General features: G+C 73.9%; 18 protein-coding genes and 1 rRNA gene. 13 read left to right on the top strand and 6 right to left on the bottom strand.

What is annotated here, in order from left to right; all coding sequences use genetic code 11:
- The 3 genes from rrf to ACFY0D_RS37385 all read left to right on the top strand — a co-directional run.
- A 5S ribosomal RNA gene (gene rrf / locus ACFY0D_RS37395) occupies nucleotides 1–91 on the top strand; the annotation flags it as partial.
- A gap of 278 nt (nucleotides 92–369) precedes the next feature.
- On the top strand, nucleotides 370–1809 hold the full coding sequence (locus tag ACFY0D_RS37390) for a hypothetical protein (protein WP_390802344.1): 1440 nt from the start codon (nucleotides 370–372) through the stop codon (nucleotides 1807–1809).
- The gene (locus tag ACFY0D_RS37385; RefSeq protein WP_390802343.1) at nucleotides 1791–2648 is read left to right on the top strand and encodes a hypothetical protein; all 858 of its coding nucleotides are present in this window, start codon (nucleotides 1791–1793) and stop codon (nucleotides 2646–2648) included. The genes ACFY0D_RS37390 and ACFY0D_RS37385 overlap by 19 nt, the downstream gene beginning before the upstream one ends.
- Nucleotides 2649–2715: 67 nt before the next feature.
- Here the strand turns inward: ACFY0D_RS37385 and ACFY0D_RS37380 are convergent, their stop codons facing one another.
- Nucleotides 2716–3987 (bottom strand): DUF1015 family protein, encoded by a 1272-nt coding sequence (locus ACFY0D_RS37380; protein ID WP_390802342.1) that lies wholly within the window; start codon nucleotides 3985–3987, stop codon nucleotides 2716–2718.
- 87 nt (nucleotides 3988–4074) lie between these two features.
- On the opposite strand from ACFY0D_RS37380, the gene ACFY0D_RS37375 reads away from it, so the two are divergent.
- The 4 genes from ACFY0D_RS37375 to ACFY0D_RS37360 are packed head-to-tail and all read left to right on the top strand — an operon-like array spanning nucleotide 4075 to nucleotide 8195.
- Nucleotides 4075–5163, top strand: coding sequence for an HAD hydrolase-like protein (locus ACFY0D_RS37375; protein ID WP_390802341.1), 1089 nt, complete (start codon nucleotides 4075–4077; stop codon nucleotides 5161–5163).
- Between the two features lie 49 nt (nucleotides 5164–5212).
- Complete coding sequence (locus ACFY0D_RS37370) at nucleotides 5213–6277, top strand: FecCD family ABC transporter permease (RefSeq protein ID WP_390802340.1); 1065 nt, start codon at nucleotides 5213–5215, stop codon at nucleotides 6275–6277.
- Nucleotides 6274–7368, top strand: coding sequence for a FecCD family ABC transporter permease (locus tag ACFY0D_RS37365; RefSeq protein ID WP_390802339.1), 1095 nt, complete (start codon nucleotides 6274–6276; stop codon nucleotides 7366–7368). The genes ACFY0D_RS37370 and ACFY0D_RS37365 overlap by 4 nt, the downstream gene beginning before the upstream one ends.
- Before the next feature lie 20 nt (nucleotides 7369–7388).
- Complete coding sequence (locus ACFY0D_RS37360) at nucleotides 7389–8195, top strand: ABC transporter ATP-binding protein (protein ID WP_390802338.1); 807 nt, start codon at nucleotides 7389–7391, stop codon at nucleotides 8193–8195.
- Between the two features lie 188 nt (nucleotides 8196–8383).
- On the opposite strand, the gene ACFY0D_RS37355 is transcribed toward ACFY0D_RS37360, so the two are convergent.
- The gene (locus ACFY0D_RS37355; protein WP_390802337.1) at nucleotides 8384–8731 is read right to left on the bottom strand and encodes an SCP2 sterol-binding domain-containing protein; all 348 of its coding nucleotides are present in this window, start codon (nucleotides 8729–8731) and stop codon (nucleotides 8384–8386) included.
- A 64-nt stretch (nucleotides 8732–8795) separates the two neighbouring features.
- On the opposite strand from ACFY0D_RS37355, the gene ACFY0D_RS37350 reads away from it, so the two are divergent.
- From ACFY0D_RS37350 to ACFY0D_RS37340, 3 genes are read left to right on the top strand one after another with little or no spacing between them, the layout of a single operon-like run.
- On the top strand, nucleotides 8796–9056 hold the full coding sequence (locus ACFY0D_RS37350; RefSeq protein WP_390802336.1) for a hypothetical protein: 261 nt from the start codon (nucleotides 8796–8798) through the stop codon (nucleotides 9054–9056).
- Nucleotides 9057–9063: 7 nt separating this feature from the next.
- Complete coding sequence (locus tag ACFY0D_RS37345; protein ID WP_030011831.1) at nucleotides 9064–9879, top strand: TlyA family RNA methyltransferase; 816 nt, start codon at nucleotides 9064–9066, stop codon at nucleotides 9877–9879.
- Nucleotides 9876–10820, top strand: coding sequence for an NAD kinase (locus ACFY0D_RS37340; RefSeq protein WP_390802335.1), 945 nt, complete (start codon nucleotides 9876–9878; stop codon nucleotides 10818–10820). The genes ACFY0D_RS37345 and ACFY0D_RS37340 overlap by 4 nt, the downstream gene beginning before the upstream one ends.
- Before the next feature lie 9 nt (nucleotides 10821–10829).
- Here ACFY0D_RS37340 and ACFY0D_RS37335 read toward each other — a convergent pair whose 3' ends face one another.
- Both ACFY0D_RS37335 and ACFY0D_RS37330 read right to left on the bottom strand, forming a co-directional pair.
- The gene (locus ACFY0D_RS37335; RefSeq protein WP_390802334.1) at nucleotides 10830–12233 is read right to left on the bottom strand and encodes an FAD-binding oxidoreductase; all 1404 of its coding nucleotides are present in this window, start codon (nucleotides 12231–12233) and stop codon (nucleotides 10830–10832) included.
- Between the two features lie 125 nt (nucleotides 12234–12358).
- On the bottom strand, nucleotides 12359–13381 hold the full coding sequence (locus tag ACFY0D_RS37330) for a hypothetical protein (RefSeq protein ID WP_390802333.1): 1023 nt from the start codon (nucleotides 13379–13381) through the stop codon (nucleotides 12359–12361).
- A 107-nt stretch (nucleotides 13382–13488) separates the two neighbouring features.
- Between ACFY0D_RS37330 and ACFY0D_RS37325 the strand changes: the two genes are divergently transcribed.
- From ACFY0D_RS37325 to ACFY0D_RS37315, 3 genes are all read left to right on the top strand, one after another.
- A complete protein-coding gene (locus tag ACFY0D_RS37325) occupies nucleotides 13489–14589 on the top strand; it encodes a methyltransferase (RefSeq protein ID WP_390802332.1) in 1101 nt (366 codons plus the stop codon).
- 150 nt (nucleotides 14590–14739) lie between these two features.
- Complete coding sequence (gene recN / locus ACFY0D_RS37320; RefSeq protein ID WP_390802347.1) at nucleotides 14740–16464, top strand: DNA repair protein RecN; 1725 nt, start codon at nucleotides 14740–14742, stop codon at nucleotides 16462–16464.
- Nucleotides 16465–16659: 195 nt separating this feature from the next.
- Complete coding sequence (locus ACFY0D_RS37315; protein WP_390802331.1) at nucleotides 16660–17781, top strand: glycosyltransferase family 4 protein; 1122 nt, start codon at nucleotides 16660–16662, stop codon at nucleotides 17779–17781.
- Between the two features lie 89 nt (nucleotides 17782–17870).
- Here the strand turns inward: ACFY0D_RS37315 and ACFY0D_RS37310 are convergent, their stop codons facing one another.
- A complete protein-coding gene (locus tag ACFY0D_RS37310) occupies nucleotides 17871–19490 on the bottom strand; it encodes a PucR family transcriptional regulator (protein WP_390802330.1) in 1620 nt (539 codons plus the stop codon).
- A gap of 35 nt (nucleotides 19491–19525) precedes the next feature.
- Nucleotides 19526–20908, bottom strand: a complete 1383-nt coding sequence (locus ACFY0D_RS37305; RefSeq protein WP_390802329.1) for an FAD-binding protein — start codon at nucleotides 20906–20908, stop codon at nucleotides 19526–19528.
- Between the last annotated feature and the right edge of the window lie 123 nt (nucleotides 20909–21031).

Below are 21031 nucleotides of genomic sequence, written 5' to 3'. Positions count from 1 at the left end.
GCCCGGTTACATTCCGAACCCGGAAGCTAAGCCTTTCAGCGCCGATGGTACTGCAGGGGGGACCCTGTGGGAGAGTAGGACGCCGCCGAACAATCTTTCAAAGGACCTTTGGTCCAGCGTTCAACGCTGGACCAAAGGTCCTTTTTTTATTTTCACCTCTTTACGCCGAAGCGCGGCCATGGGTTGGTTGCGCGAGAATGACTAGCGGTACCCCGAAGACAGGAGTCACACCCATGTCCAACTCTCCCGACGATCGTCCGGAGCGCGAGCCTCGGCGCAACGACGGCGGTGACAGGGGCGGCTACCGCGGGGGCCGTGACGACCGTGGTGGCGACCGCCCCCCGTTCCGTCGTGACGACCGTGGTGCCAGTGGCCGGCCGTCCAGTGGCGGTGGCGGCTTCCGTCGCGATGACCGCGGTGGTCGCCCGGCCGGCGGTGGCGGCGGTGGCGGCGGTTTCCGTCGTGACGACCGTGGTGGCGACCGTCCGTCGTACCCGCGTCGTGAGGACGACCGTGGTGGCCGTCCTTCCGGTGGTGGCGGCGGTGGCTTCCGTCGCGACGACCGTGGTGGCGACCGTCCCAGCTTCCCGCGTCGCGATGACCGTGGTGGCGACCGTCCCTCGTACCCCCGTCGTGACGATGACCGTGGTGGCCGTCCTTCCGGTGGTGGCGGCGGTGGCTTCCGTCGCGATGACCGTGGTGGGGACCGTCCGTCCTACCCGCGCCGTGACGACCGTGGTGGCGACCGTCCGTCGTACCCCCGTCGCGATGACGACCGTGGTGGGTTCCGTGGCGGTCGTGACGACCGTGGCGGCGACCGCCCGTCCTACCCGCGTCGCGATGACCGCGGTGGGGACCGTCCGTCGTACCCGCGTCGTGAGGACGACCGTGGTGGCCGTCCCTCCGGTGGTGGCGGCGGTGGCGGCTTCCGTCGCGACGACCGTGGCGGCGACCGTCCGTCCTACCCCCGTCGTGAGGACGACCGTGGTGGCCGTCCCTCCGGTGGCGGCGGCGGTTTCCGTCGCGACGACCGTGGTGGCGACCGTCCGTCCTACCCGCGCCGTGACGACCGTGGTGGCGACCGTCCGTCGTACCCCCGTCGCGATGACGACCGTGGTGGGTTCCGTGGCGGTCGTGACGACCGTGGCGGCGACCGCCCGTCCTACCCGCGTCGCGATGACCGCGGTGGGGACCGTCCGTCGTACCCGCGCCGTGAGGACGACCGTGGTGGCCGTCCCTCCGGTGGTGGCGGCGGTGGCGGCTTCCGTCGCGACGACCGTGGTGGCGACCGTCCGTCCTACCCCCGTCGTGACGACCGTGGCGGCGACCGCCCGTCGTACCCCCGTCGTGACGATGACCGTGGTGGGTTCCGTGGCGGTCGTGACGACCGTGGCGGCGACCGCCCGTCCTACCCGCGTCGTGAGGACGACCGTGGTGGCCGTCCCTCCGGTGGTGGCGGTGGCGACCGTCCGTCCTACCCCCGTCGCGATGACCGTGGTGGCGACCGTCCGTCGTACCCCCGTCGTGATGACGACCGTGGTGGGTTCCGTGGCGGTCGTGACGACCGTGGCGGCGACCGCCCGTCCTACCCCCGCCGTGACGACCGCGGTGGCGACCGCGGTGGCGACCGTGGCGGGTTCCGTGGTGGCCGTGACGATCGCGGTGGTGACCGTGGTGGCTACCGTGGTCGCGATGACCGCGGCGGCGACCGCGACTACCGCTCGGACCGTGACCCGGTCAAGCGGCTTCCGATCGACGAGGACGTCACCGGCTTTGAGATCGACGCCGATGTGCGCCAGGAGCTGCTGAGCCTGCCCAAGGGCCTGGCCGAAGAGGTTTCCAAGAACCTCGTCATGGTCGCGCGGCTGATCGACGACGAGCCCGAGCAGGCGTACGCGTACTCGCGCATCGCCCTGCGGCTGGCCTCCCGCGTCGCCGCTGTCCGCGAGGCCGCCGGCTTCGCCGCGTACGCCACGCAGAAGTACAGCGAGGCCCTCGCGGAGTTCCGCGCCGCCAAGCGCATGACCGGTTCGGTCGAGCTGTGGCCCGTCATGGCCGACTGCGAGCGCGGCCTCGGCCGTCCGGAGCGGGCACTGGCCATGGCCGGCGAGCCCGAGGTGCAGAAGCTGGACAAGGCCGGTCAGGTCGAGATGCGTCTGGTCGCGGCCGGTGCCCGGCGGGACCAGGGGCAGCTCGAAGCGGCCATCGTGACCCTGCAGAGCCCGGAGCTGGCCTCCAACTCGGTCCAGCCCTGGACCGCGCGCCTGCGGTACGCCTACGCCGACGCCCTGCTGGCGGCCGGTCGTGAGGACGAGGCGCGCGAGTGGTTCGGCAAGACCCTCGAAGCGGACAAGGACGGGGCGACCGACGCCTCCGACCGTCTCGCCGAGCTCGACGGTGTCGAGTTCGTCGACGCCTCGATCGACCTGTCCGACCTCTCCGAGGTCGAGGACGAGGACGACGACAGGGACGACGACGAAGACGAGGATGACGAGGATGACGACGAGGGCGAGGACGCGGCGGAGATCGCCGCGGCCGAGCGCGCCTCCGACGTCGCCGAGTACTACGACGAGGACGACGAGGAGTACGAGCCGCTGGAGCGGTCCGAGGCCGACGTCGACGCCGACGCCGAGGGCGACAAGGCCTGAGGCACGGTGACATGAAGAAGGGCGGTACCCCGGTCGGGGTACCGCCCTTCTTCATGTCCGGAAGCGGTCAGCCGAGGCCGCGCAGGACCAGGCCGGTGGCCGGTTTCGGTCCGAAGGACGTGGACTTGCGGGGCATGGTGACGCCTTGGCGGGCCAGGTCCCGCACGACTTCCTCGCGTACGGGATGCAGCAGGACCGCCGTGCCGCCGTGCCGCTCGGCCATGGCCACGGTGGACGCGGCGTCGTGGATGTACGTGATCTGGTCCGGGGCGTCCGGGATGTGCCAAAGGGCGTCGAGCAGGGTCGCGTGCAGGACGGTGGCGTCCAGCCGGCGCCAGGCCTCGGGGCGGTCGTGGCGGACCGTGGTGTCGAGGAGCGCCAGGTCAGGGTCGGTGACCAGGTGGAAGGCGCCGTCGCCGGCGATCAGGAAGGCGTTGCCGCGTTCCGAGGCGTCCGCGAGGGTGTCCAGGGCCAGCGGGAGCGGTCCGTCGACCGGGCGGACGCGGAAGTGGCCGTCGAGGGCCGCGAGGGCGTCCGGCACCGGGAGGCGGCGCAGCATCCGGTGGATGGCGCGGACCTGGAGCGGATAGCGGGCGGTGTCCACGAGGAGGACCAGGCCGAAGTCCCAGGCGGTGGGGGAGCCGTGCTCCTCCTGGAGGCGCAGGTACGTCGCCCAGCGGTGGTGGCCGTCGGCGATGAGGGCCTGGCGGTGGCTGAGGTCCGCCATGACGGTGGCGAGTTCGGCCGGATCCGTGATGGCCCACAGGCGGTGCTGGAAGCCGTCCTCGGTGGTGGTCGACAGGAGGGGGGCGAGCTGGGCGGTCCGTTCGACGACCGCGGCCGCTCCAGTGCCGGGGTCGTCGCCCCGGTAGGTGAGCAGGAGGGGTTCGAGGTTGGCTGAGGTGGCCCGCATCAGGCCGGCCCGGTCGGTGACCACGTCCGGCATGACGTCCTCGTGGGGCAGGACGATGCCGGCGTCGGCGGTGGACAGGGCGAGGGCGCCGATGAGGCCGCGCTGGAGCAGGCCGGCCCGGCGCTGCTCGTACACGTAGAGCGCGGGCTCGGGGTCGGCGCTGAGGATGCCCTCGGCGAGCCAGTCGTGCAGGGTGCGGGCGGCCTGCTCGTTGCGCGCGGCCGGGGTACCGGCCTGCGGCAGGATCAGGCGGACGATGTTGTGCGGGTCGGCGGATTCGAGGTGGTCGACTCCGTCGGGACGCACGACCACGTCGTACGGCGGCGAGGTGACGGCCGCGAGGCTGCCGACACGCTCGGGGACGTAGCGCAGGCCATGGAACGGGATCAGGCGCAGCCCATGCTCCGCGGTACCAGATGTGGTCATTGGTGCATGGTAAAACGCGTCTCGCCATGCGGGATGATCGGGGCAGTACGGAATCGGACAAGGTCGATCTCATGAGGAGCGGACAGGATGACCCGGCAGAGCAGGACCAGTCCCGCGGCGAGTGAGCAGAGTCTGCACCAGGCGTACGACACCGCGCTGCTGGATCTGGACGGGGTGGTGTACGCGGGTGGCGAGGCCATCGCCTACGCCGTGGAGTCCCTCGCAGCGGCCCGGGCGGACGGGATGCACCTCGCGTACGTCACGAACAACGCGCTGCGAACCCCGGACGCGGTCGCGGAGCACCTGGGTGAGCTGGGCATTCCGACGGAGGCCGCCGAGGTGATCACCTCGGCGCAGGCGGTGGCCCGGCTGATCGCGGAGCAGGTGGAGCCGGGGTCGAAGGTGCTGGTGATCGGCGGGGACGGGCTGCGGGTCGCGCTGCGCGAGCGGGGTCTGGTGCCGGTGGAGTCGGCCGAGGAGGAGGGGCTCGCGGCCGTCGTCCAGGGGTACGGGGGTCCCGACCTGCCGTGGGGGCGGTTCGCGGAGGCCTCGTACGCGATCAACCGCGGGGTGCCGTGGTTCGCGTCGAACACCGACCTGACGATTCCGGGGGCGCGGGGCATCGCACCGGGCAACGGGGCCGCGGTGGAGGTCGTACGGATCGCGACGGGCGCGGAGCCGCAGGTGGCGGGCAAGCCGCTGCCGCCGATGCACCGGGAGACGGTGCTGCGTACCGGGGCGCAGCGGCCGCTGGTGGTGGGCGACCGGCTGGACACCGACATCGAGGGTGCCTTCAACGGGGAGGTGGACTCGCTGCTGGTGCTGACCGGGGTCACGGACGCGGAGCAGCTGCTGCGGGCCGAGCCGAGGCACCGCCCGACCTATGTGGACCGGGATCTGCGGGGGTTGCTGACCGGGCAGCCGGAAGTGGAGCCGTGCGCGGAGGGTTTCCGCTGCGGCGGCTGGACGGCGGTCGCGACGAACGGCGGCGTGCTGGAACTGCGAGAGCCCGGAGAGGCCGGGCAGGGCGGGGAAGGCGGGGAAGGCGGGGAGGCCGGGCAGGGCGGGGATCCGCTCGACGCGCTGCGGGCGCTGTGCGCTGCGGCCTGGACCGTGGCCGGGGACGGGGTCTGCACGCTCGATGCGGCGAAGGCGCTGGCCAGGCTGGGTCTTTAGCGCCATCCGGGGGACCCGCCCGTGCGGAGGGTAGGTTAGCCTAACCTGCGTGTTGGTCGAGAGTCCCCCTGAACCCGAACGGAGCGCGGCGCCCGAAGCGGGCGCCGCCGCCGTAGCCCGCCCGCGCCATGCCGCGCGCGCCGCCGGTCTGCTCGCCGCTGTCGCGGTGCTGGCACTGATCGCCGTCGTGAGCATCGCCGTGGGCGCCAAGCAGATGTCCCTGGACGAGGTCTGGCACGGCCTGTTCGCCTACGCGGGTACGCCCTCCGACGTGGTGGTGCGGGATCTGCGGATCCCGCGCACCCTGCTCGGGCTGATGGTCGGGCTCGGACTCGGCCTGTCCGGTGCCGTGATGCAGGCGCTGACCCGTAACCCGCTGGCCGAGCCCGGCATCCTCGGCGTCAACGCGGGTGCCGCGGCCGCCGTGGTCTCCGCGATCAGCTTCTTCGGCGCGAGTTCGCTGAACGAGTTCGTGTGGTGGGCCTTCCTCGGCGCCGCCTTCGTCTCGGTCCTCGTGTACGTGCTCGGCGGCAGCCGCAGCGCGACCCCGGTGCGCCTCGCGCTCGCCGGTACGGCGGCCAGCGCGGCGCTCGTCGGCTACATCAACGCCGTGCAGCTGCTGGACAGCAAGGCGCTGGACAAGCTGCGCTTCTGGACGGTGGGTTCGCTGGCCTCGGCCAACATGGACACCGTCCGGCAGGTGGCCCCCTTCCTGCTCGTCGGCGCGGTGCTCGCGCTGGTGCTGGGCCGGCCGCTCAACGCGATGGCGATGGGCGACGACACGGCGCGGGCGCTCGGCGCCCACCTGACGCGGACCCGGATCGGCGCCATGGTCGCCATCACCCTGCTGTGCGGTGCGGCGACCGCCGCGTGCGGGCCCATCGTGTTCATCGGGCTGATGGTCCCGCACCTCGTCCGGGCCGTCACCGGTCCTGACATGCGCTGGGTGCTCGCGCACTCGGCCGTCCTGGCGCCGGCACTGCTGCTCGGCTCCGACATCGTCGGCCGTGTCGTCACCCGGCCCGCCGAACTGCAGGTCGGCGTCGTGACCGCGCTCATCGGCGGCCCGGTCTTCATCTACCTGGTTCGGCGCAAGAGGATGGCCCAGCTGTGACCGCGACCGCGCCCACCACCGTGACCGCGACCGACACCCCCCGCAAGGGCCGCCGGTCCGGCCCCCGTCCGCTGCGCCTGCCCGGTGGGGTCTCGTTGCGTGTCGAGCGGCGCGCCCTGGCCGTCGGGGTCCTGCTGACCGTCGCGGCGCTCGCGATGTCCGTCGTGCTCATCGGCACCGGCGACTTCGAGATCGCGCCGTGGGACGTCGTACAGACCCTGCTCGGCAACGGCACCCCCGCCACCGACTTCATCGTCAACGACCTGCGGCTGCCGCGGGCCCTGGTCGCGCTGCTCGTCGGCGCGGCGCTCGGGATCTCCGGGGCCGTCTTGCAGTCCGTCTCCCGCAACCCGCTGGGCTCCCCGGACATGCTGGGCTTCGGGTACGGCTCGACGGTCGGCGCGCTCGTCGTGATCATCCTGTTCAAGGGCGGCGCCACCGAGGTGGCCGTCGGCGCGCTGGTCGGTGGTCTGCTGGCCGGTGTCGTCGTCTACCTGCTCGCCTACAAGCAGGGCATCCAGGGCTACCGGCTGGTGCTGGTCGGCATCGGAGCCTCCGCGGTCCTGATCGCCGTGATCCAGTACCTGATCACGAAGGCCCAGCTGATCGAGGCCACCCGTGCCATGGTCTGGCTGACCGGCTCGCTGGCCGGCCGGGACTGGGCGCAGGTGTGGCCGCTGCTCGCGGTGTGCGCGGTGCTCTTCCCGCTGGTCCTCGGGCAGGGCCGGGCCCTGCGGATGATGGAGATGGGCGACGACGCCGCGTACGCGCTCGGGGTGCGGGTGGAGCGGACGCGGATGCTGCTGATGCTCGCCGCGGTCCTGCTCACCACCGCGGCGAGCGCCGCGGCCGGGCCCGTCAGCTTCGTCGCGCTGGCCGCGCCGCAGCTGGCCCGGCGGCTGACCCGCTCGCCCGGCATGAACCTGGTGAACGCCGCCCTGATGGGCTCGGTGCTGCTGATGGTGTCCGACTGGGCCTCGCAGCGGGCCTTCGGCGCCGACCAGCTGCCGGTGGGTGTGGTGACCGGCCTCGTCGGCGGTGTCTACCTGCTCTGGCTGCTCGTCACCGAGCGCAAGGCGGGACGTATATGAACCTGATGAGGAGTACGCAAGTGCAGCGGCTGACCGCGGAGAACGTGACCCTCGGCTACGACCAGCGGGTCATCGCCGAGAACCTGTCGGTGGAGATCCCCGACAACTCCTTCACGGTGATCGTCGGCCCCAACGCCTGCGGCAAGTCCACGCTGCTGCGGGCCCTGTCACGGATGCTGAAGCCGTCCACGGGGCGGGTGTTGCTGGACGGGCAGGCCATCGGGTCGATGCCCGCGAAGAAGGTCGCCAAGATCCTGGGCCTGCTCCCGCAGTCCTCGATCGCGCCCGACGGGATCACGGTGGCCGACCTGGTCTCGCGCGGCCGGTACCCGCACCAGGGGCTGCTGCGGCAGTGGTCGGCCGAGGACGAGCGGATCGTGAACGAGTCGATGGCCTCGACCGGGGTCGCCGAGCTCGCCGACCGGGCCGTGGACGAACTGTCGGGCGGGCAGCGGCAGCGCGTGTGGATCGCGATGGCGCTGGCCCAGCAGACGCCGCTGCTGCTGCTCGACGAGCCGACGACGTACCTGGACATCCAGCACCAGATCGACGTGCTGGACCTGTGCGCGGAGCTGCACGAGACGCAGGGGCGGACGCTGGTGGCGGTGCTGCACGATCTGAACCACGCGGCCCGGTACGCCACGCACCTGATCGCGATGCGCGGCGGGAAGGTCGTCGCGGAGGGGCCGCCGGCCGAGGTGGTGACGGCGGAGCTCGTGGAGAAGGTGTTCGGGCTGCGCTGCCAGGTGATCCCGGATCCGGAGACGGGGACGCCGCTGGTGGTTCCGGCGGCGCGCAAGGCCCGTGTGGTGGCCGGGACGGAGTAGCCTCCGGCCGGGCGGACGGCTTCGGCTTCGGGTGCGGGCCGGTTGCCGGGGGCGCCGCCCCCGGACCCCCGCGCCTCAATCGCCGGCGGGGCTGAGAAGACCGGGGCTCCGCCCCAGACCCCGTGCCTCAATCGCCGGCGGGGCTGGAAGGGGCCGGCGGGGACCGAGGCGGCGGGGCTGGGTGGGGGCTAGAGCATCGTTTTGAGGCGGAGCAGGTCGCGGAAGCCGGCCTCCAGTCTGACGCGGCCCGAGGCCCAGGCCTTCGCGAACTTCAGCTCGCCCGCGACCAGCGCCACGAGGTCGTCGCCCGTCATCGCGAGCCGGATCTCGGCCTTCGAGGCGGGCGGCCCCGGGGCGACCGCGTCCACCCGGATCCGGCCCGCGTCGAGGCGGCCCGTGAACGTCTGGTCCAGGTCGGTGATGTGGCAGCTCAGGGAGCGGTCGAACGCGGCCGCGCCGCGTACGCCGTCGTCGGCCCGCGCGAGATTGCCGGAGAGGTTGTCGAGTGCTTCGCGGCACTCCTGGATCGTAGCCATCGTGATCACGACCGTACCGCAGAGCCATGCGTGGTCGCGGGGCGCTTCGAGGTAGCGTCGGGGCATGACCGACGAAGCCGCCGACCCCCGGGTCGAAGCCTCCGCCGAGCCCGTCGAGCCCGCCGGGCCCGTGGCGCTGGGCGTCGTACGCACGCCCACCGGCCACGCCGGCGTGGACGCGCACCTGGCACGGCTGGCGGACGCGGACCACCTCGCGGCGGACGGACACGTCGAGGTGTACGAGGATGTCCACCGGGGCCTGCGCGAGGCGCTGACCGCGCTGGACGCACCGCCCGTCCCCGGACCGTACGAAAACAGGAGCTGAACCGAACGTGGCAGGAGTGGCACGCCGCCGCCTGGACGCCGAACTGGTACGCCGCAGCATGGCCCGCTCGCGCGAGCACGCCGCGCAGCTGATCGCAGCGGGCCGGGTGACCGTGGGCGGCACCACCGCGACCAAGGCGGCCACCCAGGTCGAGACCAGCGCGGCCCTCGTGGTCCGCAAGGACGACAGCGACCCCGACTACGTCTCCCGGGGCGGCCACAAGCTGGCCGGCGCGCTGGCGGCCTTCCAGCCGCAGGGGCTGGCCGTCGAGGGCCGCCGCGCGCTGGACGCCGGCGCCTCCACCGGCGGGTTCACCGACGTGCTGCTGCGCTCGGGCGTGGCCCACGTGATGGCCGTGGACGTCGGCTACGGGCAGCTGGCCTGGTCCCTGCAGAGCGACGACCGGGTCACGGTCAAGGACCGTACGAACGTGCGCGAGCTGACGGTGGAGCAGCTCGACGGGGTCCCGGTCGACCTGGTCGTCGGTGACCTGTCGTTCATTTCCATCGGTCTGGTGCTGCCGGCGCTGGTGCGCTGCTGCGCGCCGGACGCGGACCTGGTGCTGATGGTCAAGCCGCAGTTCGAGGTCGGCAAGGACCGGCTGGGCAGCGGCGGCGTGGTGCGCAGCCCGGAGCTGAGGGCCGAGGCCGTACGCGAGGTCGCGGCGCAGGCGGCCAAGCTGGGGCTGGGTGTTCTCGGCGTGACGGCGAGTCCGCTGCCGGGGCCGTCGGGGAACGTCGAGTACTTTCTGTGGCTGCGGGCGGGGGCACCGGCCCTCGACCCGGCAGATGTTGACCGTGCAGTGGCGGAGGGGCCGCAGTGACAGATTCAGCGGGTTCAGCAGGTGCAGCGGGTTCACGGATTTCGGGGGAAGGGCGGACGGTCTTCCTGCTCGCGCACACCGGGCGGCCTGCGGCCATCCGCAGTGCCGAGCTGGTGGTGCAGGGTCTGCTGAGATGCGGGCTGGGCGTACGCGTCATGGAGCACGAGGCGGTGGACCTGCCGCTGCCCCCCGAGGTGGAGCTGGTCACCGAGTCCACCCCGGGGGCGCTCGACGGGTGTGAGCTGCTCATCGTCCTCGGCGGGGACGGGACCCTGCTGCGGGGTGCGGAGTTCGCGCGCGCCTCGGGGGTGCCGATGCTGGGCGTCAACCTGGGCCGGGTGGGGTTCCTCGCCGAGGCCGAGCGCGACGACCTGGACAAGGTCGTTGACCGGGTGGTGACGCGCTCGTACGAGGTCGAGGAGCGGATGACGCTCGACGTGATCGTGCGCACGAACGGCGATGTGGTCCACCGGGACTGGGCGCTGAACGAGGCCGCGGTCCAGAAGGTGTCCCCGGAGCGGATGCTGGAGGTGGTCCTGGAGATCGACGGGCGCCCGGTGACCGGCTTCGGCTGCGACGGGATCGTCTGCGCGACTCCGACGGGCTCCACGGCCTACGCCTTCTCCGCGGGCGGGCCGGTGGTCTGGCCGGAGGTCGAGGCGCTGCTGCTGGTGCCGATCAGCGCGCACGCGCTGTTCGCGAAGCCGCTGGTGACCTCGCCGACCTCGGTGCTGGCGGTGGAGGTGCAGAACGGCACGCCGCACGGCGTGCTGTGGTGCGACGGGCGGCGCACGCTGGAGCTGCCCGCCGGGGCTCGGGTCGAGGTACGGCGTGGTGCGGTGCCGGTGCGGCTCGCCCGGCTGCACCACGCGTCCTTCACGGACCGGCTCGTCGCCAAGTTCGCGCTGCCGGTGTCGGGGTGGCGCGGCGCGCCGCACTGACGGACGGGATCACGGGGCGGCGGGTGGCCGCGGCCCTTCGAAGCGGCCCCGGGCGAACACGCCGTGCGGGTCGAGGGCGTCGCGCAGCCGCCGGTGCAGGGCGGTGTGCGGGGCGGGCAGGGGGTGGTCGACGTCCGGCCGGTACGGGAGCCAGCCCCGGGCGGCGAAGGCCGTGTGCAGCCGGTCCAGGGTGCGGTGGGCCCGCCGGGCGGCGTCCGGGTCACCGGGGGCGAAGCCGATGGTCACCACGTGGTCGACGGTGTCGGCGTCCAGCACGTTCATCGTGACGCCGGCGGTGGTGTCCGCCGTCGCGTCCCGCACCAGCCCGGCCGCCTCCGCCACCGCCGTACCCCGGAAGGGCACCAGCGGCAGGAACATCAGCAGGCCGCGCTCCCGGTCCAGGCAGCGGGCGCAGCAGCCGCCGGTCTTGCGGCGGAACAGGGTGTCGGCCGGGTCGGGCCGCCCGGCGTAGGCGGCGTGCACGTCCGCGTCGGCGGCCTCCGGGGAAGCGTGCTCGAAGGGGGACCCGGGGGTGCGCACCCGGTCGCCGACGATACGGGTCAGGGCGTCGGTGACCTCGGCGTCGCCGGTGAGGGCCAGGTGCGCCAGGTAGCGGTCGCGTACGCCGTAGGTGCGGGCCGCGACCGGATCGTAGATCTTCGTGGTGGGCGGGACGAGGTGCCCGGCCGTCCACTCCCGCAGGACGTCGACCGCTGCGGCCAGCCGGTCCGCCGGGAAGGTCAGGGGCAGGACGGCCACCGTCCGGGGGCGGGGCCGCAGGCGGACCACGGCGGCCGTCACGGCGGCCCAGGACGCCTGCGTGAACAGGTGGTTGAGGGAGGGGCCGGAGCCGTGCGGCTGTACGACGGCCGGCCCGCCGGGCGCCGGCCACCAGCCGGTCCGCACGCGCTGCCCGTCGGCGAGGACGAGTTCCAGGCCGGCGAGGTCCTCGGCGCGCGTCCGGTGCAGTCCGACGCCCCGCTCGATGATGTTGCCGATGATGCTCGTGTGGCGGGAAGCGCCGGTGAGGTTGAGTACGCGGTCGGTTCCGGTCAGCCGCCGCGCAAGCAGGTCCTGAGTGACGCCCGGTTCGACGACCGCGTAACCGCGCAGGGTGTCGATCTCGCGGATGCGGTCGAGGCCGGAGAGGTCCAGGACGGCGGCGCCGTCCCGGACCGGAAGGGCCGAGCCCAGGCCCCAGTTGCGGCCGGTGCTGACGGGGTGCAGCGGGACCGGGGCGGATCCGCCGCCGTCGGGGGAGGCTCCGGCCGCCCGGGCCGCCGCCCGTACGTGGCCCACCACCTCCTCGACGGTGCGGGGGCGCAGCAGCCCGGCCAGCCGACGGGGGCGGAAGCGGCCCGTCTCCGGCGGTGACGCGGAGGCGGCCGGGGCGTCCGTACGCGGGGTGGTCATCCTGCTGTCTCCTGGGTGGCGGGCCGGCGGGCCGGCGGGCCGGTGGGTGGGACGAGGGCGGGGGACCGGGAGGTCCCAGGGGTGAGGCGATCGAGCCGTCCCCCGGACGGGCGAACCGCCGCCGGTCAGGCGGTGCCGGTCGGGGTGAGGTACCGCAGCCGCCGGCGGGCGAGCCGCTCGGCGGCGGCCACCCCGCTCTCCGCCCGTTCCCCGGCGGCCTGCGCGGCCTGGGCCATCAGCAGACTGGGCTCGGCGGAGCCGCCGAAGCGGTCGCACACCCACACGTGTGCGTCGTAGAGGTGCTGGACGGCGGCGTGCACGGCGGTCCTGGAGGCCGGGTCCAGCCGGTCCAGGCCGCCGCCGTGCTTCAACCGCCGCATCCAGTTGACCAGTTCCTGGTGGTCACGGGTCTGGAGTCCGCTGAAGCCGGCGTTGACCGCGGGCGGGGTCATCGTCTCGCGCACCTCCGCGTACAGCTCGGGCGGGAAGTCGGCGGCGTAGCGCATGGAGACCGCCGTGCTGCGGCACAGCCAGCCGAAGGAGCGCACCGCCGCCTCCTCCTGCGGGGCGGTGGCGTCGGGACGGTCGAGCCGGCGCAGGGCGACGGTCAGGAGCTGGAGCATCACGAAGAACCGCTGGTGTCCGACGAGCCAGCGCCGGTTGGCCGCCTCCACGGGCCGGTCGGGCAGCCAGGGTCCGGCCTTGACGGCCGGCAGCAGGGTGCCGGTGAGGAAGCCGGTCACGCCCAGCAGCAGGTCGTCCGGGTCCTCCTCCAGGGTGCTGCCGCTGGCCGCGAGGTCCTCGCGGACCAGTACGTCGCTCACCAGGACGGCCCCCGCCAGCAGGGCCGCGCTGTCGCCAAGTCCCCGCCGGACCTCGAAGAACGCGTCGTGCACACAGCTGCCGACGGGCGGTTCGCCCGAGAGCGGAATGGTTTCGTCCGGCAGGGCGGCGAGCCGCGCGAGCAGCTCCGCCCGGGCCGCGCCGGCGTCCGCGTCGGAGCCCATGGCCGCCGTGTACCCGGAGGTTCCCAGCTCCTCGATCAGGCCGGTCAGCCGGGCCCCGACGGGGGCCGGGGACCCCGGCAGTTCGCCGGGGAGCGGCATCAGCAGCATGGCCGGGCCGTCCAGGCCGACGGCGTTCGTCACAAGAACCTCCTGCGTCACATGGTTAACTCTCTGCACTTGAGTAACTACCATACGTGCTCAGGGGGGTGGCTCGGTCAGTCGGAGATCTCGAAGTGAGGAGCGGTGCGATGGCATGGACCGTCGAAACGGAGACGCAAGAGCGGCCCGGGGACGGGCGGCCGGAGCCGGACCGGGGCCCGGGCGCACCGCCCACCCCCGTGCCGCTGATGGAACTGACCACCGGCTTCTGGCGGTTCAAGGTGCTGGCCGCCGCCGTGGACCTCGGCCTGTTCACCGCGCTGGCGCGGCTGGAAGCGGCCGATGCGCAGCGGATCGGCGCCGAACTGGGCCTGCACCCCCGCCCCGTCCGGATGCTGCTCGCCTGCTGCACGGCCCTCGGTCTGCTCGACCGCGGGGACGACGGCCGCTACCGCAACGCGCCGACGGCACGGGAGTTCCTCGTCGAGGGACGCCCGCACTACTTCGGCGGGTTCGTGCGCTACTCGGACCGCTACGGCTACCCCGCCTGGCAGCGGCTGGGCGAGGCCCTGCACACCAACCGTCCCACGACCTGGGACCCGGACACCCAGGAGTCGGCCTTCGTCACCGCCGATCCCGGCATCCTGGAGGGCTTCTGGGAGGCGATGTTCACCCTCTCCTCCTTCACCGCGGCCGGGCTCGGAGAGGCGTACGACTTCACCGCCCACCGGCGGCTGCTCGACATCGGCGGAGGCACCGGAGCCTTTCCCGTCGCCCTGTGCCGCCGCCACCCCCATCTGCGCGCCACGGTCCTCGACCTGCCCCGGGTCGCCGCGATGGCCCGGGAGAAGGTGGCCGGCCTCGGGCTCTCGGAGGTGATCGAGGCGCGCGACGGCGACTTCCTGCACGACGAGCGGCTGCCCGACGGCCACGACGTCATCCTGCTGAGCATGATCCTGCACGACTGGGACGAGGAGACCGGGCGGAGGCTGCTGGACAAGTGCTTCGCCGCGCTGCCCCCGGGCGGCGCCGTGATCATCTGTGAGCTGGTCCTCGACGACGACGAGCGCGGGCCCGCCCCGGCGGCTCTGATGGGCCTCAACATGCTGGTCGAGACCCGATCGGGCCACAACTACACCTACGCCGAGTACCGCGGCTGGCTGGCCGACGCCGGATTCGGGCCGGTCGAGGTCCTGCCGCTGGACGCGGCGGGCGCGAATGCCGCACTCGTCGCCCGCAAGCCGGACTGAATCCGAAACGGTCCCCGGCGCCTATTCCCCTGACGCGAGGGGGAGTTCGGCCGGGAGAGCATTAATAGCACATGCGTTCGGAGAACTCGGGGCGGGTGACGTCACATGGCACCCATGAAACCTCGGTATCGTCGTCCCGTGCTTGAGGAGATGCGGATACGGTCGCTCGGGGTCATCGACGACGCGGTGGTCGAGCTGTCGCCCGGATTCACCGCGGTGACCGGCGAGACCGGCGCGGGCAAGACGATGGTCGTCACCAGCCTCGGGCTGCTGCTCGGCGGTCGCGCCGACCCGGCCCTGGTACGGATCGGGGCCAAGGCCGCGGTGGTCGAGGGCCGCATCGTCATGCGCCCCGACGCCCCCGCCGCCGTACGCGCCGAGGAAGCCGGGGCCGAGCTCGACGACGGCGCCCTGCTGATCAGCCGGACCGTGTCCGCCGAGGGACGCTCGCGCGCCCACGTCGGAGGCCGCTCCGTGCCCGTCGGCCTGCTCGCCGAGCTCGCCGACGACCTGGTCGCCGTACACGGGCAGACCGACCAGCAGGGGCTGCTGCGCCCCGCCCGGCAGCGGCAGGCGCTCGACCGGTACGCCGGGGACGCCGTCGCCGTCCCGCTGGAGAAGTACGGCTCGGCCTACCGCAGGCTCCGCGCCGTCGCCGTCGAGTTGGAGGAGATCACCACCCGGGCCCGGGAACGGGCCCAGGAGGCGGACCTGCTGCGCTTCGGGCTGGACGAGATCGCGGCCGTGGAACCGGTGGCCGGCGAGGACACCGAACTCGCCGCCGAGGCGGAGCGGCTCGGGCACGCCGAATCGCTGTCCTCGGCGGCGCAGCTGGCGCACGCCGCCCTCGCGGGCAACCCCGAGGACCCGGAGGCCATCGACGCGAACATGCTCGTCGCGGGCGCCCACCGGGCGCTGGAATCCGTACGGTCCCACGACCCGGCCCTCGGCGCGCTCGCCGAGCGGATCGGGGAACTGGGCATCCTGCTGTCCGACGTGGCCGGGGAACTGGCGGGCTACGCCGACGACCTGGACGCCGATCCGCTGCGGCTGGCCGCGGTGGAGGAGCGGCGGGCCGCCCTGACGCAGCTCACCCGCAAGTACGGCTCCGCGGGCACCGTGGACGCCGTGCTGGAGTGGGCCGAACAGGGCGCGGCGCGGCTGCTGGAACTGGACGGCGACGACGAGCGGATCACCGAGCTGACCGCCGAGCGCGACGGACTGCGCGGTGAACTGTCCCTGCTGGCGCAGGCGCTGACGGACGCCCGGGTGGAGGCCGCGACGCGCTTCGCCTCCGCGGTGACGCAGGAGCTGGCCTCGCTGGCGATGCCGCACGCCCGCGTGACCATCGACATCCGGCAGGCGGAGGACCCCGACGGAGTGGACGTGGACGGCCGCCCGGTCGCCTACGGCCCCTCGGGCGCGGACGAGGTCGAGCTGCTGCTGGCCCCGCACCCCGGCGCCCAGCCGCGGCCGATCGCCAAGGGCGCCTCGGGCGGTGAGCTGTCCCGGGTGATGCTGGCCGTCGAGGTCGTCTTCGCGGGCTCCGACCCGGTGCCCACCTACCTCTTCGACGAGGTCGACGCGGGCGTCGGCGGCAAGGCGGCCGTCGAGGTGGGCCGGCGCCTCGCGAAGCTGGCCAAGTCGGCGCAGGTCGTGGTCGTCACGCACCTGCCGCAGGTGGCGGCCTTCGCGGACCGGCAGCTGCTCGTCGAGAAGACCAACGACGGATCGGTCACCCGGAGCGGGGTCACCGTCCTGGAGGGCGAGGACCGGATCCGTGAGCTGTCGCGCATGCTGGCCGGCCACGAGGACTCGGCCTCGGCGCGGGCGCACGCCGAGGAACTGCTGGCGGCGGCGCGCGCGGACGCGTGAGATGACACACGGTGCGAAGGGCCCGGAACGCGCGGAGTTCCGGGCCCTTCGCCGTCCGGGGATAGTCCGTGTGGGTGAGGCTGAGGCGCGTCCAGCGGTATCTCGTACGGGATCCGCACCCGTATGGTCCCGGAACGCGCGTGCGGACTGGCATCCTTGGCGTTCTCTGACTCCCTCACCCTGGAGCTTCGGCCCGTGAGCAGCTCCCCGGTCTCCACCTCCCTCCCGGCCCAGCCCTACGGCCGGCCTCCGCTGCGCACCGTGCAAGTACTCGGCGGCGGTGCGGGCGCGGGCAGCAGCGCTCACGTACGGTCCCTCGCGACCGGCCTCGCCGCGCGCGGGGTACGGGTCACGGTGTGCGCGCCCGTCCAGGCGGAGGGGGAGTACGACTTCACCGGCGCCGGGGCGCAGTTCGCGCCCGACGCGGTCAGCGTGCTGCGGGCCGCCTGCGCCGGGGCGGACCTCGTGCACGCGCACGGCGTGCGCGCCGGGATGCGCGCCGCGCTGGCCATACGGGGGCGCCGGGTGCCGCTGGTGGTGAGCTGGCACGGCGAGGGCCCCACGGCGGCCGGTGCGCTCGGCCGGCTGGGCCGGATGCTGGAACGGCACGTCGCGCGGGCCGCGGCGGTGGTGCTCGGGGCCTCCTCGGACCAGGTGGACGCCGCACGGCTGCGGGGCGCCAGGGACGCGCGGCTGGCGCCGGTGGCGGTCCCGGCGGTCCTGGCGGGTCCGGAGGCGGTGGCCGACCCCGGCAAGGTGCGGGCGGAACTCGGCGCGGTGGAACGGCCGCTGCTGATCGCCGTCGGCAGCCTGGTGCCGCACCGCGGGTACTCCGTACTGCTCGACGCGGCACGCGAGTGGCGCGGTCTGGACCCGGCGCCGCTGCTGGTGATCGCGGGGGAGGGACCGCTACGGGCGGAGCTCTCCCGGCGGATCGAGGCGGAAGGCCTCCCGGTACGGCTGCTGGGGCGCCGCCGGGACGCGGCGCAGCTGCTGGCGGCGGCGGACCTGGCGGTGCTGCCCAGCCGGTGGGAGGCGCGGGCGCTGCTGGCGCAGGAGGCGCTGCGGGTCGGCGTGCCGCTGGTCGCCACGACGGTGGGCGGTGTCCCGGAGCTGGTGGGAGAGGGCGCGGTACTGGTCCCGCCGGGCGAGGCCGGGCCGCTCGCCTCGGCCGTGACCGGCCTGCTGGCCGACCCGGACCGCCGGGCCGCCCTGGTGGCCGCGGGGCGCGTCCAGGCCGCGACGTGGCCGTCGGAGGACGACACGGTGGCGCAGGTCCTGTCCGTCTACGACGAACTGATGGAACGCCGTAGGTAGCCTCCCGGCGGGGCTGGAATTCAGCCCCGCCGGCGATTGAGGCGCGGGTCCGGAAAGGCCCGCCAGGGCCGAGGCGTGCGAGCGGCGCGTCAGGAAAGGGTGTGGCGGCGGGCGCGGAGGGCCAGGCTCAGGGAGAGGACCGTTTCCGGGTCGTCCAGGTCCGTGCCCAGGAGTTCCGAGATGCGGGCCAGCCGGTTGTAGAGCGTCTGCCGGTTCAGATGGAGCTCGCGCGCCGTCTCCGCCTTGCGGCCCGCGTGGGCCAGGTACGTCTCCAGCGTCGGCAGCAGCGGCGGGCGCGACGTCGTGTCGTGCGTGCGCAGCGGCCCGATCGCGCGGTCCACGAAGGCGGCCAGGTCGGGGTGTTCGCGCAGCCGCCACAGCAGCAGGTCGATGTCCAGGCGGCGCGCGTCGTACCAGGGACGGGCCGGCAGGCCGTGGGCCGCCGTGGCGGTCTCCGCGGCGTGGCGCAGACCCGCCGAGGCCGCCGCCCAGCCACCCGCCACGCCGACGACCACGGCCGGCGGGGCGGCGGCCCGGTCCAGGCCCGCGCGCTCGACGCCCGCCCGCAGCGCGGCCGAGACCCGGTCCGCCACCGCCGTACGCTCCGACTCCGCGCGCAGGGAGACCAGCAGCGGCACCCGGCCCTCGACCGGGCGGACGCCCAGCAGGACCGGGACCCCGACGGACGACAGCTCCTCCAGCACCGCACGGGCCAGGACGGCCCAGTTCCCGGACGGGCCGAGGTCGGAGGCCAGCCGCATCACCACCGGCAGCAGCGGACCGCCGCCCGGCTTGAAGCCCAGGACACGGGCCTGCGCCGGTGCGTCCTCCGCCGAGATGCGGCCCTCCGCCAGGTCGGTCAGGAAGTCGCCGCGGCCGCGCGCCGCCAGCTCCTCCTCCTGCCGGGCCTGCATCAGGACGACGGCCAGGACGCCCGCCGTGCGTTCGGCCGCCATCCGGTGCACCGGGAGCAGCGGGGCCGAGACACCGACCAGGACGACCCGGGCCCGGACCGAGCCGGTGCCGTGGCCCCCGCCCGGTACGTCGACCACCACCGTGTTCGTGGAGGGTTCGGCCTCGCGCTGGCCCCGCAGGCCCTCCCACACCTGGAGCGGGTCCGCGCCCGCGTCCCCGGCCGCGCTGCCGGCCGCGTACAGGAGCTGCCCGTCGGGGGTCTCCAGGAAGACCGGGTTCCCCGTGAAGTCGGCCAGGATCCGCAGGACCTGCGGGATGCCCCCGCCGCCCAGCAAGGCCTCCGTGCAGCGGCGGTGGACCTCCTCGGCCCGCTGGAGCAGGGCGTAGTGGTGGTTGACGATCTCGGTGTGGACCTCCTCCGTGACCGCCACGAAGGGGACCTCCCGGTGGAGCTGGACCAGGGGCAGCCCCGCCGAGCGCGCGGTCTCCACGAGGGTCGCCGGCAGCCGGGTGAAGCGCGGGCCCAGCTCGACCACCAGCGCGGCGATCCCGCGGTCCGCGAGGCGGCGTACGAAGGCACGCTGCTCGGCCGGCCGGGTGCCGAGGCCCAGGCCCGTGGTCAGCAGCAGCTCACCGCCCTTGAGCAGGGAGGCGATGTTCGGCACCTCGCCCGCGTGCACCCAGCGGACGGTCCGCCCCAGGCGGTCGGCGCAGGCCACCACCTCCGGCAGTCCGCTGCGCAGCCCCGGCAGTTCCAGTGCCCGCTGAACCGTGATCCCGCCCTGGTTTTCCATATCGCGGGACGCTACCGGCACAACCGTGCCCATCGTCAGGCGGGCCGGATGTTGTGGTTGAAGCGGAAGATGTTGTCCGGGTCGTACTGCCGCTTCAGCGCGCCCAGCCGCTGCATGTTCTCGCCGCCGAGGCCCGAGACCACCCGCTCCACGCCCTCGTCCCCGGTGAAGTTGAGGTAGACCGCGCCGGTGCTCCACGGCCGGGCGTCGGCGCGGACGTCCTTGACCCACTGCCGGCAGCGCTCGTCGTCGGCCGCGTCCTCCCAGATCCCGAACGGGTGCACCGCCCACGGCGCGTCGCGGTACGGCACCGGGTAGTCGGCGGGGCCGGAGGCGATGGCGCCGCCCTGCGGGAAGACCAGGTGCTGGGTGCCGGTCGGTACCGGCATGGCCTCGGCGCGGGCGCAGAAGACGTCCACGAACGCGTCGGGACAGCCGGTGAGGTACTCGGCCGACCAGTAGTTCCGCATGCCCGGCGGGTCGTCGATCATGCACTGGAGATCGGCGTACGGGATGGCGGTGACGATCTCCGACTCGTGGGGGATCGCCAGCAGCGGCTCGGCCAGTTTCCGCATCTCGTCCTCGGGGCCGGCGTACGTCAGCAGCGTCCCGGCCAGCAGCCGGCCGACCAGGTGCGGCGGGACGAACTCCTCGGGCGGGCCGGTGAGGTAGAGCGCGGCGCCCGCGGCCTCGGGCGGTGCGGCCTCGATGACGTCCCGGTAGGTACGGACCACCTCGGGCCCGCGCTCCGGCAGGTACAGCAGGAACGCGATCGACATGGCGGGCAGTTCGTACAGCCGCAGGGTCAGCGAGGTGGCGATGCCGAAGTTCCCGCCGCCGCCGTGCAGCCCCCAGAACAGCTCCGGATGCTCCTCCGCGGTCGCGTGGATCAGCTCGCCCTCCGCGGTGACCAGGTCCACGCCCAGCAGGTTGTCCACGGCCAGGCCGAACTTCCGGTCCAGCCAGCCGCTGCCGCCCCCCAGGACGTAGCCGCCGACGCCGGTGGTGGAGGCCCGGCCGCCGGTGGTCGCCAGCCCGTACGGCTGGCAGGCCCGGTCCAGGTGGCTCATGGTGGCCCCGCCCCCGATGTGCGCGGCCGCGGCCGCCGGATGGACCGTCACCTCGTGCATCCGCCGCAGGTCCACGACGAGGCCGCCGTCGTTGAGGGACATCCCGGCCACGCTGTGCCCGCCGCCGCGCACGGCGACGTTCAGGTCCAGATCCCTCGCGAACCGCACGGCGGTCACCACGTCCGCCGCGCTCTCGCACTGGGCGATGACGGCGGGCCTGCGGTCGATCATCGCGTTGAAGAGGGTCCGGGCCTCGTCGTACCCCGGATCCTCCGGGGCGAAGACCTCGCCGGACAGATCCTCGCGGAGCGCGGTCAGGGCCGCGCCCGCCTTCGACAGGGGAGCCATGGCTGCCCCCTTCCACCGGGGGGAGGGCATAGGACCCTTCCAGGGTAGGCGCGGACGATCACCGGGGCGCGGCGAGAAGATCCGCGCCCCGGGCGAGTCGCCCGCAGCCGAGCCGAGCCGGCC

The organism is Streptomyces sp. NPDC001502 (assembly GCF_042894785.1).
In the GTDB taxonomy this organism is placed as follows: Bacteria; Actinomycetota; Actinomycetes; order Streptomycetales; family Streptomycetaceae; genus Streptomyces; species Streptomyces kutzneri.
The sequence above is the reverse complement of the archived record's forward strand: the minus strand, read 5'-3'. Positions and strand labels throughout refer to the sequence as shown.

What these genes read in the sequence shown, in the direction of transcription:
- ACFY0D_RS37380 (WP_390802342.1), bottom strand. Translation starts at nt 3,987, where the DNA reads ATGACCACATCTGGTACCGCGGAGCATGGGCTGCGCCTGATCCCGTTC.
- ACFY0D_RS37375 (WP_390802341.1), top strand. Translation starts at nt 4,075, where the DNA reads ATGACCCGGCAGAGCAGGACCAGTCCCGCGGCGAGTGAGCAGAGTCTG.
- ACFY0D_RS37355 (WP_390802337.1), bottom strand. Translation starts at nt 8,731, where the DNA reads ATGGCTACGATCCAGGAGTGCCGCGAAGCACTCGACAACCTCTCCGGC.
- ACFY0D_RS37350 (WP_390802336.1), top strand. Translation starts at nt 8,796, where the DNA reads ATGACCGACGAAGCCGCCGACCCCCGGGTCGAAGCCTCCGCCGAGCCC.
- ACFY0D_RS37335 (WP_390802334.1), bottom strand. Translation starts at nt 12,233, where the DNA reads ATGACCACCCCGCGTACGGACGCCCCGGCCGCCTCCGCGTCACCGCCG.
- ACFY0D_RS37325 (WP_390802332.1), top strand. Translation starts at nt 13,489, where the DNA reads ATGGCATGGACCGTCGAAACGGAGACGCAAGAGCGGCCCGGGGACGGG.
- recN (WP_390802347.1), top strand. Translation starts at nt 14,740, where the DNA reads ATGCGGATACGGTCGCTCGGGGTCATCGACGACGCGGTGGTCGAGCTG.
- ACFY0D_RS37310 (WP_390802330.1), bottom strand. Translation starts at nt 19,490, where the DNA reads ATGGAAAACCAGGGCGGGATCACGGTTCAGCGGGCACTGGAACTGCCG.
- ACFY0D_RS37305 (WP_390802329.1), bottom strand. Translation starts at nt 20,908, where the DNA reads ATGGCTCCCCTGTCGAAGGCGGGCGCGGCCCTGACCGCGCTCCGCGAG.